The organism is Lewinella sp. IMCC34191 (assembly GCF_003390935.1).
In the GTDB taxonomy this organism is placed as follows: Bacteria; Bacteroidota; Bacteroidia; order Chitinophagales; family Saprospiraceae; genus Neolewinella.
On the sequence record NZ_QNQZ01000011.1, the window covers coordinates 101707 to 115087 of the forward strand.

Annotated in this window: 10 protein-coding genes; 5 read left to right on the forward strand and 5 right to left on the reverse strand. The window is 56.7% G+C overall.

The features are described from left to right. Positions 1-232: 232 nt before the first annotated feature. A complete protein-coding gene (gene hisA / locus DRW39_RS18895) occupies positions 233-946 on the reverse strand; it encodes a 1-(5-phosphoribosyl)-5-[(5-phosphoribosylamino)methylideneamino]imidazole-4-carboxamide isomerase (protein ID WP_116108648.1) in 714 nt (237 codons plus the stop codon). A gap of 188 nt (positions 947-1134) precedes the next feature. Here hisA and DRW39_RS18900 point away from each other — a divergent pair, with 188 nt between their 5' ends. The 3 genes from DRW39_RS18900 (at position 1135) to DRW39_RS18910 (ending at position 3605) form a co-directional block, all read left to right on the forward strand. Beyond that, the gene (locus tag DRW39_RS18900; RefSeq protein ID WP_116108649.1) at positions 1135-2067 is read left to right on the forward strand and encodes a helix-turn-helix domain-containing protein; all 933 of its coding nucleotides are present in this window, start codon (positions 1135-1137) and stop codon (positions 2065-2067) included. A gap of 100 nt (positions 2068-2167) precedes the next feature. Next, positions 2168-2932, forward strand: coding sequence for an SDR family NAD(P)-dependent oxidoreductase (locus DRW39_RS18905; RefSeq protein ID WP_116108650.1), 765 nt, complete (start codon positions 2168-2170; stop codon positions 2930-2932). Between the two features lie 112 nt (positions 2933-3044). After that, positions 3045-3605 (forward strand): pentapeptide repeat-containing protein, encoded by a 561-nt coding sequence (locus tag DRW39_RS18910; protein WP_116108651.1) that lies wholly within the window; start codon positions 3045-3047, stop codon positions 3603-3605. A gap of 73 nt (positions 3606-3678) precedes the next feature. Here DRW39_RS18910 and DRW39_RS18915 read toward each other — a convergent pair whose 3' ends face one another. Beyond that, a complete protein-coding gene (locus tag DRW39_RS18915) occupies positions 3679-3951 on the reverse strand; it encodes a YciI-like protein (RefSeq protein WP_116108652.1) in 273 nt (90 codons plus the stop codon). A gap of 68 nt (positions 3952-4019) precedes the next feature. Further along, positions 4020-4400 carry a LytR/AlgR family response regulator transcription factor gene (locus DRW39_RS18920; protein WP_157976220.1) on the reverse strand — a complete coding sequence of 127 codons (381 nt, stop codon included), beginning with the start codon at positions 4398-4400 and terminating at the stop codon, positions 4020-4022. 372 nt (positions 4401-4772) lie between these two features. On the opposite strand from DRW39_RS18920, the gene DRW39_RS18925 reads away from it, so the two are divergent. After that, positions 4773-10577: a T9SS type A sorting domain-containing protein gene (locus tag DRW39_RS18925; protein WP_116108654.1), complete on the forward strand. Its 5805-nt coding sequence runs from the start codon at positions 4773-4775 to the stop codon at positions 10575-10577. A 350-nt stretch (positions 10578-10927) separates the two neighbouring features. Here DRW39_RS18925 and DRW39_RS18930 read toward each other — a convergent pair whose 3' ends face one another. Together DRW39_RS18930 and DRW39_RS18935 are read right to left on the reverse strand one after the other, a co-directional pair. Next, positions 10928-11635 (reverse strand): LytR/AlgR family response regulator transcription factor, encoded by a 708-nt coding sequence (locus tag DRW39_RS18930; protein WP_116108655.1) that lies wholly within the window; start codon positions 11633-11635, stop codon positions 10928-10930. Then, entirely contained in the window at positions 11632-12663 is a 1032-nt protein-coding gene (locus tag DRW39_RS18935; protein ID WP_116108656.1) for a sensor histidine kinase, read from the reverse strand. The genes DRW39_RS18930 and DRW39_RS18935 overlap by 4 nt, the downstream gene beginning before the upstream one ends. 170 nt (positions 12664-12833) lie before the next feature. Here DRW39_RS18935 and DRW39_RS18940 point away from each other — a divergent pair, with 170 nt between their 5' ends. Further along, complete coding sequence (locus tag DRW39_RS18940; RefSeq protein WP_116108657.1) at positions 12834-13250, forward strand: Spy/CpxP family protein refolding chaperone; 417 nt, start codon at positions 12834-12836, stop codon at positions 13248-13250. Positions 13251-13381 lie beyond the last annotated feature (131 nt).

The window sequence follows — 13381 nt, forward strand, 5'->3', positions numbered from 1 at the left end:
TGCAAGATTAAAAGGTGGGTAGCTCACAGCGGAATATGCCGCCGACGCGACCCGGCGGTAAAGGTAGCCGGGCCCTGCAAATAATGGCAACCGGCTACGCCCCGGGAGGTTCTTAGCCACCCGAATATTCCGGTAGTCCCGGCACGGCGATGATCATTCCACCGTCAGTTGGGCGGCGGAGCGCAGGAAAATAGCCTTTATGAAATCGTCGGGCGAATTACTCCCCACATCCCTAATACGCCGACAGCGCCTCCAGCGGAATACGCCCCTCATAAATCGCTTTGCCCACGATCACCCCGTAGCAGTCGATCGCGGACAGCGCATCGAGGTCCTCGGTGGTGGTCACGCCGCCACTGGCGATGAGGTGTACTTCGGGCTGCTCGCGCCGGATGCGGGCGTAGAGTTCCCGGGCGGTCCCCTGTAGCAGGCCGTCCTTACTTACGTCCGTGCAGATAGTGTAGCGCACACCTTTCTCTACGTAGTCAGCTAGGAATTCGAAGAGCTCCCGGTCGCTGGCCTCCTCCCAGCCGCTAACGGCGATCTTGTCGCCCCGTACGTCGGTCCCGAGGATGATGCGTTCCGGTCCGTAGCGCTCCAGCCACCCCAGGAACACCTCCGGTTTCTTGACGGCAATGGTCCCACCAGTCACTTGGTGGGCACCGGCTTCGAAGGCGATGCGCAGGTCTTCATCGCTCTTCATACCGCCGCCCCAGTCGATCTTCAGCTTGGTTCCCCCCGCGATCCGCTCCAGTACCTTATGATTGACGATGCCGCCGCCCCGGGCGCCGTCCAGGTCAACCACGTGCAGGCGTTCCAGGCCGGCCGCTTCGAATTCCTTGGCAACGGCCAGGGGATCTTCGTTGTAGACGGTTTTTTGCGCGTAGTCGCCCTGCGTTAGGCGGACGCACTTTCCGTCGATGAGGTCTATGGCGGGTATGATGTGCATGGGGGGTACTGGTTGGCTGGGTGCTGGGTGCTGGGTGCTGGGTGCTGGGTGCTCGACGCCGGCAAACTTAGGACGAATTTTGGGTAATCGGTTTATGAGTCGTTACCCGGGCGGCCGGTCATCGGCCGACTCCTATACCCATCAACCGGAAGCAAACACCAACGGTTAGGAATGTACACCCGCACGCCATGCCCGACCGCCAGCCCACTACCCTTGACGACTTCTACCGGGAGATCGCTACCAACCTAGGACAAAGGTCGCCTTCGTCCCCAACCGAATCCCCCGGCGACATCGGCCATTTCGGAGTGTTTGACCTTGGGGCGCTTCACCGTGACGGTCCGCCGAAGCAGATGCCCTATAACCGACGCACCTACTACAAGGTCAGCCTGATCGGCGGCCGTAACCGGGCGGAGTACGCCGACAGGGTAATCGAGGTCGGGAGGAACGCCCTACTGTTCGCGACGCCGAATATTCCTTACCATTGGCTTCCCCTGGATTCCCAACCGCGTGGGTATTTCTGCGTCTTTACCCGCGACTTCCTGGCCGCCAACGCCCTCGGCACCCGTCTGGACGCGCTGCCTATCTTTCGCCCCGGCCAGACCCCGCTCTTTGAAGTAGCCGAACGGGAAGCCGAGGTAGCGCGCGCCATCTTCCGGAAGATGATCGCGGAGGCCGGTTCCGATTATGCCTATCGCTCGGACCTGTTGCGGACCTACCTCCTGGAGCTGATCCATCTCGGTCAGAAACTGCAGCCGGCCCCCACGGTCGCCGATCTGCCAACCGCCGCGACGCGGATCACCGCCCTGTTCCGCGAATTGCTCGAACGGGAATTCACCCCTCTCTCCCCGACTAACCCGCTGCGCCTGCGTACTCCCGGCGAGGTCGCCGAGCGCCTCTCGCTGCACGTCAACTACCTGAACCAAACGCTCAAAGCCGAAACCGGGAAGACCACCTCCCAGCTGATCGGCGAACGCATCGTACAGGAGGCGAAGGTGCTGTTGCGCCATAGCCGGTGGTCCATTTCGGAGATCGCCTATGCGCTGGGCTTCGAGGAGCCGGCCCACTTCTCGAATTACTTCAAGCGCTACACGGATCACTCGCCGGGATCCTTCCGGAGCTAAGTCCTTTGATCGCTGCAAGCATGCCTTTGATTTCCGCAAGCCTGCTCCACCCCGCGGGACTGACCTTTGTGGTCATTATTTACTTCTAAACTGAACTACTATGTCTGCGCAAAACAAAACCGCCCTCGTCACCGGTGGCAGTCGCGGCCTCGGTCGCGATATGGCCCTTCGCCTCGCCGATAAGGGGCTCGACGTCCTCCTGACCTACCACAGCAACGCCGAGCAAGCGGCGGAGGTCGTGGGGCTGATCGAAGGGAAGGGACGCAAGGCCGCCGCCCTGCAGCTCAATACCTCACGGGTCGAAACCTTCGATGCCTTCTTTTCCGAATTTTCGCGTCAGCTGCAGGAAACCACGGGAAGCGACAAATTCGATTTCCTGGTCAACAACGCCGGTACCGGTCTGTACGCCCCCGTGCAACAAACCACCGAGGAAGACTTTGACCGCATCGTCAATATCCACTTTAAGGGAGTCTACTTTCTCACCCAGAAAGCCCTGCCGCTCCTCAACGACGGCGGCGGCATCGTGAACGTTTCCTCCGGATTGGCCCGCTTTTCCTATCCCGGATCGTCGGCCTATGCGGCGGCGAAGGGAGCCACCGAAGTCTTCACCCGCTATCTGGCCCGGGAACTGGGCGAACGCAAGATCCGGGCCAACATCGTAGCGCCGGGCGCCATCGCCACCGATTTTGGCGGCGGCCGGGTTCGGGACGACGAACAGCTCAATCAGACGATCAGCCAGCAAACCGCCCTCGGCCGCGTCGGGGAAGCCGAAGACATCGGCGGCGTCGTGGCCTTCCTCTGTACCGACGACGCCCGCTGGGTCAACGGCCAGCGCATCGAAGTTTCGGGCGGAATCCACCTATAGCCTGTTTTTGAAAGCTATTGTATAGGCCGCGCTTCCCCGGAAGCGTGGCCTATGTCGTTTTATCCCCCGGGAGCGGACCGGCCATCCATTCAGCAACTGTACTTTGCACCGTATGGCCACCTACCTCACCGACGAACGCTTCCGCAACCAGGACTTTACCCCGACGGCCACCGAGTACGACGGCTGCTCCTTCGTCACCTGCCGCCTGGCCGGGGCGGACCTCACCGGTATCCGCTTCCTCGACTGCACCTTCCAGGACTGCGACCTGAGCAACGCCACCCTCACCGGAGCTTCCTTCCAGAACGTACACTTCGCAAGCTGCAAACTACTGGGTCTGAGCTTCGATGCGGGCGACCCGCTGGCCTTCGCCGTCACTTTCGCCGACTGCCGCCTGCAACATGCCTCCTTCCACAAGATGAAGCTGACCCGCTGCGCCTTCACCGGCTGTGACCTCACCGAAGCCGACTTCACCGCTGCCGACCTGACGGGCAGCACCCTCGTCGACTGCGACCTGGCCCGGGCCACCTTCGAGAACACCGATCTCCGTAAAGCCGATCTCCGCGAGGCCCGCCACTACCGCATCGATCCTACGCGAAACCGCGTCCGTGGCACCCGCTTCTCCCTGCCCGCGGCGGTGGGCCTGCTGGAAACCTTCGGCGTCAGGATCGACTAACGCACTAACAGCTGACGAAGTCAGCTACTAACCGGAGGCAAAGCCGACGACTAACCGATGGCGAAGCCAGCGACTAAACCACCACCACGCTCCATTTCCGCACCCACCACTTCGTCACCAGCCCCTTCATCACGTAGGGATCTTTCCGCGCGAAGTTCTCCGCCACGTCTTCGGAATTCCCCTTGAATACCAGCGCCGCACCATCGGCGGGATCGTAGGCACCGGCCATCACCAACTCGCCTCGTTCGCGGAACTCGTTCGCCAGCCGCAAGTGCTGATCGCGGTAGGGTTGACGCTTTTCGACGTAGTTGTCGACGGTGTCGTAGAAGAGTAGGTAGTAGTTCATGGGGGATGGAGTGGAGGGGTTATGGGGTGAAGGGGCGCCACCATAAATCGCGCCGAAAAGCCGAAAGTTCAGCCGCCAAACAGCCGTGCTTTGACCAGCTCGCGGTAGCTGCCGCCGATGGGGATCAGGGCTTTGCCGATACGCAGTTGGTTCCCCTCCAGGGATTCCACCCGGTCGGTAGCGACGATGAAGGATTTGTGTACCCGGAGAAAGCGGTCAGGTAGTTCGTCTTCGAGTTGTTTGAGGGATCCGAGGCTTAGCGTACGGCCCTTATCCGTGTGGTAGGCGACGTACTCGCGCATGCTCTCGATGTAGTGGATCTCGCTGTGGGGGATGCGGTAGGTCTTCCGGTCGGCCCTTACCAACTGGTAGGCCGTTTCTTTTGGCGCCGGAGCGCGGGAATCGGGCGAATCCGGGAACCGATATTCCCGCGCCTTATTCACCGCCACTACGAAACGCGGTGCTGCCGTACCGCTATGGGATGACCCACTCGCTTTCTTAGGTCGCCTGCCCGGAGTAGTCCACCAACAGGAAGTGGTGGGTGAAATCGCTCAACTGGGGGGGGGGGAGAAATTCAGAAGGGGGCGGGGACGCAGGTGAAGACCAGGCTGGCAAAGGGCAGGAGGCCGTCACCTTCCGTAACGACAGGATTCGGCTTTGCTTAGCGCCCGGGACCGTATATGACCGCTTAACCCTACCTTTAGTGGTACGTAATAGTGCGAATGCGAATTCGCGTATGGCGAGTATCTTCCGATTTCTTATAATAAGAATTTCCGGATGGTAGTTTGTCCATCACGTTGTCATCCGAAGCTCACCCCGCAATGATTATCAGCTATAGCACCATCCGGGTCACATTATCTATCGTATTGCTCATCCATCTTCCGACTTTTTTGCAAGCGCAAAGCTTTAGTGAGTTTAGGACAATAGAATTTCCGAACAGCGACGAGCCGGCATACAGTACCTTCTACCTGCAAGATATTAACGGAGATGGAAAGGAGGACTTAATTACGGATGGCATCGCCGTACGCCTGCAGCAGGATGAGTACTTTGGCCGCGCAACTTATTTTGGGAAGGCACCACACGCTACTTTTCTGGGAGAGTTAATGGAAGGGACGGCTCCGGGGATGGTCTTTGTTACCTCCGACCGGTGGGCGCAACCGGGCCCCGCCGATTCCGTCTTTTACCTTCCCAATCACATCCTGACGGAGGCGGGGACCCCTACGTTGATCGAGGCCCTACCAACTGATCTGAGTACGAAAGTGAGTGTTAAGGATATCGACCGAGATGGCGTACAGGAATTGGTTTATCTGCAAAACCCCCTGGACGACAGACTCGCTACACCGGTGGTACGCATACTGCGGGTCGACTGGAGTACCGGGGAGGTACTCGACAGCAGCCAAACCGCCCTGTCGGCAATACGGGAAGGGATGACTAGTATGCATGCGCTACAGGACTACGATGGGGACGGAGATCTCGACTACCTGATTCAGTCCAATCGCAGCGTGTACCTGGCGGAATACGACCGGGAGGCCGCAAGCTTTCTACCGGCACGCAAAATCCTACAGTCGGATACCGGGTATGGCAATATGAAACCCTTGAGGCTTAAGGACGGAACGTTTGAGTTCTGGGTGATGCAAGATTACGGCCAATACAATATACTACGCCTAGGTACGCATCCTACCGATACGGCCAGCTACCAAATCAATGGCAAATTTAAAAGTTCGTATCTACCCTATAAGCCGGATGCTCTACAGCGAGCCTATACGTTCGAGGATCTCGACGCTGATGGAGACCTTGATATCCTTACGGCTGCTTACCAAGGGTACAATACAGATGTAGTATCCGTAAGACTACAGCACGAATCGGGTCAATTTATCCCGGCTGAAAGGTTTGAACTGCCGGACCAGAGTGGGATTTCCAAATTAGTCCGCTACAGTGGTAGCTATTACATCGCTCACTTAGGGGAAGAAAAACTAACGCTATGCACCAGCGAGAGCACGCAATCTGCTGATGAGAGAAAAGCGAAAGTTCCCGTCTACGGTGACGACACTGGTTTTAGCTATGCTATTGCCAACCTGGATAATCAGGGAACGGACGAACTGTTGATGTACCGGGATCGAATGCTGTCCGTGTGGCGGCGCGACGCTCAATCCAAACTTTGGCGTACGGAGCCCATTCTGCTGGATTCTATCGGGGGGCAGGCGCCAAGTATCGCCTTCTACCAGCTGATCGATTATGATCGGGATGGGTACCAGGACCTGCTCTTGCAGGATCGGGTGCCTCCCTCTACCTTCGAAGGTGGAGTAGCCCGATTCTACTATTTGAAAAATGAGGGAGGTCGATTTAGCACCACCCTCCGGAACCTCGAAATACCGGCTCATCTTATCGGGGCTCGCATCGTGGAGGTTGCGGATTTTGATGGAAACGGGAAATGGGATTATCGAACCGAGGGCCGGAATTCCTCCGGTACGATTTCGCAGATACATTACCAGTTGAGCGACGGAACCTTTGCAACCATCGCGGAGAATGATATTGGCGCAGACATTGAAAACAGGCGGTTTGTAGACGTCACGGGGGACGGAATGGTCGATCTGATTGCCCATCCGAAGGTCAACAACTCGACGCTGAGGCGGGTGTACGTCTACGTTGCGACGGCCCCGGGGACCTTCCGGGAAGAGCCGGTTATCCTGGGTAGCGACAGCGAATACTTCCTGGGGGACCAGGATGCCAACGGAATAATGGAAATATACTACTGGCAGCGGCCGGAGATATATACCAAGAAATTTTATCACCGGGCTGAATTCGATCCATCCACCGAAGAGTTCTCCATTACTGCCAATGTATTCGAATGGTCGGGTTCCGTTATAGCGGTCAGAGACTACGATGGCGACGGAGTGCGGGACTACATTAGTACCAACGGTCGCTACTATCTACAGTACCTTCCGGGAGATACACGGGATGAATGGAAGAAGATTGACATTTCTTCGGGTGGGACCTCACTGACCGCATCCACCCGTGTTGGCAACTTTAATGACGACGATCAACTCGATTTCGTTGTCCGCCACGGTGCCGCCCGGTTTGGCTATGACTACCTCGGGTACCACGACCTATTCTACCTTAGTAAACCGGCTAATGGTTACGAAGCCGGCTTAAATATCTATAGCGGAGATAATACGTTTGCATACGCCTTCGCCGACTTCAACGGAGACGGTATCGCAGATTGCCTGATGTACACCCCCTTCGGTCTGGATGTGCAGATAAACGAAGGGCGGTTTGATCCCGGAGCACCTGCCTACCGATTACTCGCTAATTTTACTGGCAAAACGTACAACAGTGAGTTGTCCGTAGATATTCGGGACTTAAACAACAACGGCAGGCCCGATGTATTGGCCCATTTTGGGGATGGCGAAATAGGAACAATAGCCGAGTTCAGACCGGATGGGCAGTCCATCCATTCCACCTTCTACCATACTTCAAATCTGCCGAGAGATTACGTGGATTACAATGGGGATCACAAGCCAGACATTGTAGGAGGATTTAGAAACGCCATAGCATCAAAGAGAAATATATCTACCGTAGATTCATTTGGATTTGAGTCGGACGGTCACGTGCTATACGAACTACCCGATGACCTATATGGCCGCGTGACGGATATAGCAGCCGACTTCCGAAAACAGGACGAAGTGTGGAATATCGTTCTCGTCGCAAGTCAAAAACTCTATCTCCTGAGTAAACTCGGAAGCGGACCCGTGCAAGTCACTCCAATGTTCTCAACGGAAACGATCAACAAGAATGGATTGCGCAAGGCGGACTTCGACGGTGACGGGCGGATGGAGTTCTTGGTAGAAGTACAGAGGGGATACGATTACTGGTCCTATATATTCGAACCAAATAACCAAGCTCCCGAAGCGTTGCGCCTGCTGTCAGCCGGTACGGTCCGCGACTACACCTTTAAAGATGCAGATGCAGACGGGGACCTGGACGCGATCCAGCACGATGGAGTGTTGCTTAATAACAACGATGGCGCCACCTTTAAAGTCCAGAAATTGCCTACTGTATTCAACCGTAGTTACTACAACCTGGACGGAAATGAAGTGATCGATGCCGTAGGACCGGATTACGTCCATTTCGACTTACCACCGGGCAGTGAAGAGTACATAGGAAAGGAATTACCGTATCGAAATGAACTATCGTCACATAGCTACAACGTCCGAACGGCGGATATGGACGCGGATGGAGTCCGGGATCTAATCTTCTATCCCCCCGGGGACGGAACTAAAATGCCGGTATGGACCCTAAAGGGTGGACTAAAGGGAGAATTCGGAGTATCATACGATGAGGCGATTCAGCTGCCCCACCTTCCCGCCGGGAGCACGATCAATGCGGTGGCTGATTTCGACGGAGACGGGTTTTCTGACCTGCATGCGGTGCTGGGCGACCAGGAATACGCCAATGCTCTATCCCGTTCAGACGCGCTGATTCTCGGTAACCCCAATCTGGAATTGCCGGATCGGTTCCACGCTTTGAAGCTGTCGGGCAGCAGGACGATCGATTGGGAGGGGGACGGAGACCCCGATCTGGTGTGGCAAGGGGGGGCCATGATCAATGAATTCAATTCAGAAAAAACCTTTAGCTACCGACCGATCGAAGGTCTCGAGATTGAGGATAGATACGAATATGGGGATGTAAACCAGGATGGGCGGCCGGATGTCGTTCGTATTAGTGAAAAGGACGGGGCGGGCAATACCCATCCGGACTCATTATACGTCTGGTGGCAACAACAATCCACTACGGGACATCTATTGCCGGCCAGAATACTGTTTTCCACGGATCAGTGCATTTCGTGTAGCCGTTTGGTCATTAAGGACTTCGATGGAGACGACGATAACGACATCGTACTGATCTCGACGGTTAGCGGACCAGTAAATACTATGTATTACGTCGAAGCCCTGGCGAATCAGCGGTGGGGAGCACCCAGAAAGTTCCTGAGCGAGCAGCACGGTAGATACGCCTTCGGTAATTTGGATCAGAATGAGTTTACCGACCTGGCAATCCTAGACGTGTTGTCTTCCGGATGGGACAATCCGGATACACTGCATAGTTATTTAGACATTGCGAGACCCCATAGTAACCGTATTTCAAGGGTTACCGGGCCGTCAACTACGCAGGAAATCAGACTGGTGGATCTGAACGCGGACGGTGCGGACGATATACTGGCTATAGAATTCGGTGCAAATGGTGTTCGGTATGCGCTAAATCAAATCAATGCCCCGACCCTAAAGGCCCGCGTTTACATCGCCACGGAATATGACCAACCATTCACCGAGGCATCCATTCCGCTTCGGAATATCCCCATTCGGATTAAAGAGAGCGGGAACCTCTACCTAACCCAAGCCGACGGAACCGTGGCGATTCCGGCCCGACAGGGGAATTACACCGTTGAGTGGGTTGACCACCCTCTCTGGGAGCTACACCAAAGTGTGTCGGAATACGATATAGCGGCTGAGTCCTCTTCAGCCGGTGAAGCTACGTTCGCAGCGCGCGCTATAAAAGAAATAGTGGATTACCAACCCAGCATCACGAGTGATCCTACCCGGTGCGGTTTTTCCCCCAATATCTACTACACGTTCACGAATACGGGGACGGTGCCGGGAGAGAAAGTAAACTATTCGATCCAGATTCCCGAGGCGGTTCAGAAGGTAGTGGAAATGACGCCGCTGCCCGCAACGGTCGACGGAAACACGTATACATTCAGCGCCGACAGCTGGCAACCGACGGAGAGCAAGCAAGTTGTAGCTCGCCTTCAGATGCCGGGTGTATCCTATATAGGAAGAAGAATACCATTTGCCGCATCGGTCACACCGCAAGAGGGTCAAACATTTGCCGACACCATGTGGTCCAAAATTAGCTGTGCCTACGATCCCAACGACAAGTTAGCGCACCCCGATCGGGGAGGAGAGCATAGCTATATCCTCTTTGAAGAATGGATCAATTATACTATCCGATTCCAGAATACGGGTAACGATACCGCATTTACCGTCAGAATAACGGATCAAATAGATACCTCCGTGCTTGACTTATCGACGTTTGAATTTCTTCAGAGTTCTCACGACTGTAAAGTTACCGTAGACGCTGAGGGTATGCTATCCTTCCAATTTGACGATATACTATTGCCGGACAGCACGACGAACGAACCCCTTAGCCACGGACTTGTCCAGTTTCGGATTCGAACCCACCAGAACCTGGCGGAGAATACAAAGCTGGAAAACAAAGCAAATATATATTTCGACTTCAACCCACCGATCATCACGGATGCGGTGGTGAATACGCTGGTCACCGAATTGCCTAAAACCACGTCCATATTCCACGATACCGAAGATCATCCGGTAAAGGTTTACCCTAATCCGGCGTACAGCGCATTCACGATCGAAGTTCCGGCCGATAACGCCAGCGGCACAGCACCGCTTTCCTTCGTGCTTTATAATGGACTTGGACAACAGGTGATTCCGGCGCAACCTATCCGTAATCCGATCCGTACCGATCACCTGCCGGCGGGCCCGTACTTACTGCAATTACGCTACGCCTCGGGGCAAACCAAAACGGCTAAGCTAACCATCGTACGCTAGCAGTGACCCGCCTTACCGGCAATTGCCGTTGACTTGCCGGCCGACGGGGCAGTAAGGTGAGAAGGCACCGTATCGGAGGACGGGCGCGTACGGAAGTGCCACATTCTGGACTGGGGCATCGCCATCAGTATGGAGGGCAAGGGCAGAGCGCTGGCAAGCATCTACGTCGAGCGCTTCTGTCGTAGGGTAAAGTATCAACACATCTTCCTACGGCCGTCTTCTCACTTCGCAAGGCGGACCTGCGCAACTCCCGTAGCTACCGCATCGACTCTAATGAAAACGGGGTAACGGGCACCCGCTTTTTACTACCGGAGGTCGTGGGCTTGCTAGCGGAGTGGGGGCAAGAAAGTTCAGCCGCCAAACAGCCGGGCTTTGACCAGCTCGCGGTAGCTGCCGCCGATCGGGATCAGGGCCTCCCCGATGCGAAGCTGGTTGCCCTCCAATGCCTCCACCCGGTCGGTAGCGACGATGAAGGATTTGTGTACCCGGAGAAAGCGGTCAGGTAGTTCGTCTTCGAGTTGTTTGAGGGATCCGAGGCTTAGCGTACGGCCCTTATCCGTGTGGTAGGCGACGTACTCGCGCATGCTCTCGATGTAGTGGATCTCGCTGTGGGGGATGCGGTAGGTCTTCCGGTCGGCTCGCACTAGCTGGTATGTCGCTTCTTTTTGCGGCGGGGCGCTGGTAAGGTGCTTTTCCGGAAACCGGTAGTCCCTGGCTTTATTGACGCCCATGACAAAACGTTCGAAGGCAAACGGTTTAACGAGGTAATCCACCACGTCCAGCTCGAACCCTTCCAGGGCGTATTCGGAGTAGGCTGTTGTCAGGATCACGGCCGGCGGTTGACGCAGCGTGCGCAGGAAATCCAGGCCCGTCATGTTGGGCATCTGAATATCGAGGAACAACAAGTCGACGGAAACCTTCCGCAAGCGCTCCATGGCTGCCAGCGGGTGGGCCGCCTCCCCCACGACCCGCAGGTCGGGTAAACGATCGCAGTAGCTGCACACGAGCCGGCGGGCCAGCTCCTCGTCGTCGACGATGAGGCAGTTCAGCTCGCTCATCCGACCCGCAGTTGGAGGTGAACGGAAAAGCGTTCCGGACCGGCGTCAACCTGTAGCTCGTGCCGGTTCGGGTACAGCAGCACCAATCGCTTGCGGACGTTTTCCAGTCCGATACCCCCTACCCCGTCCACCGGCGAGGGGATCGGCGGGACGCTGTTGTTGACCATCAGGTCGATCGTCTCGTCGCCAGTAGTCAGCGTGATGTCGATGTAGCCGCCCTCCCGGTCCTCCACGCGGCTGTGTTTGTAGGCATTCTCCACGAAGGGGATCAGCAGGAGGGGGGCGATGGGTAAGCGGGGGCGGCTGTCGTCCAGGCTGACCCGCACGTTCAGGCCCCGGCTATCCTTCAGCGCCCGCAGTGCCACGTAATTCCGGATGTAATCGATCTCCCGCTGCAACGGCACGGCCTCGATCTCCGAGTCGTACAGCATGTAGCGCAGCATGGCCGATAGCTTCAGGAGGCTCTCCGGGGCCTTTTCGTCCTTTAGCAGCGTAAGGGTATAAATGTTATTCAGGCTGTTGAAAAGAAAGTGGGGGTTGACCTGCGACTTCAGGAATTTCAGCTCCGTAACTACCTGCTCCCGCTGCGCCTGGATCACCTGCTTCTCCTGAAAGCCGGCGTACCGCATCACGTCGATGAGCGTGGCCCCGATGACGGAGGTAGCCAGGGGCAGCAGATAGCGAAGGGTGCCCGACCCCAAATTACGCGTGCGGGAAAGCCGCTCGTACAGCACGGGAAACCGCCGCCCGGAAAACTCGATGTTCTGCAGCACCAGCGTGACGATCACCAGAAGTAAGATGGCCGCCAGGGCAAACATCCCGCGGCGGCCCCGGAAGTACAGCCCCGGCAGCAGCACGGTCCCGTTGACGAAGACCACCACCCCGATCGCCACCAGCAGGGGAAACAGCCGCCGGAAATAGCGGAAGGGCGCGTCAAAGCCGCCGCCGACGATCAGGAAGACCACCGCCCACAGCCCTACCCAGGCAAGGGCCTGCAGGGTAATTCGGGATAGGTCCGGTCGTTGCATCGCGACAAAGGTCGGCTACCGATGGGAAGGATAAAAGCGCGCGGCAGCCCGTTCATTGATGAAAGCGGACCGTTCGTTGATTAAAGTTGAGTAGTGGCCACCGAGGGCCCACATTTGTAGCACGGTCATGAAAAGAGACTGTGTTATTCATCATCCAAAACCAAATCCTTATGAAAACCATTAAAGCAATCTTCCTCGCTCTGCTGTTCGTCGTCGCCACCGGTGCCGTCAGCGCCCAGCGCGGCGAAAACCGCGACCCCGCCGAACGCGTGGAAAAGCAAACCGAGCGCCTGGCCACCGTGCTAGAACTTACCCCCGAGCAAACCGAGCGGGTCAAGGCCATCAACGAATCCTTCGCCAAAGAGGTGAAGTCCGCCCGCGAGGAAATGCAAAAAGAGCGGGAAGCCATGCGGGAAACCCTCCAGGCCGCGAACGATAAGCGCCAGTCCGAAATGGAGGCCGTGCTTACCGAAGAGCAGCTGACCAAACTCGAAGCCCTCCAGGCCAAGCGCAAGGAGCGTATGGACGAGCGCCGCGGCGAGCGCGGACCCCGTGGCGAAGGTCGTCGGGGACGCGGCCGCAACTGATCGGGCATCCATAGAGGTCCGTAGATAACGGCCCGGAGGTAGCACTCCGGGCCGTATTGCGTTATGTTACTGGGTAATGGCAAACGATCCGCTTTGACATTTTCATAACTCCTGCGCTCCGTCGCCATAAA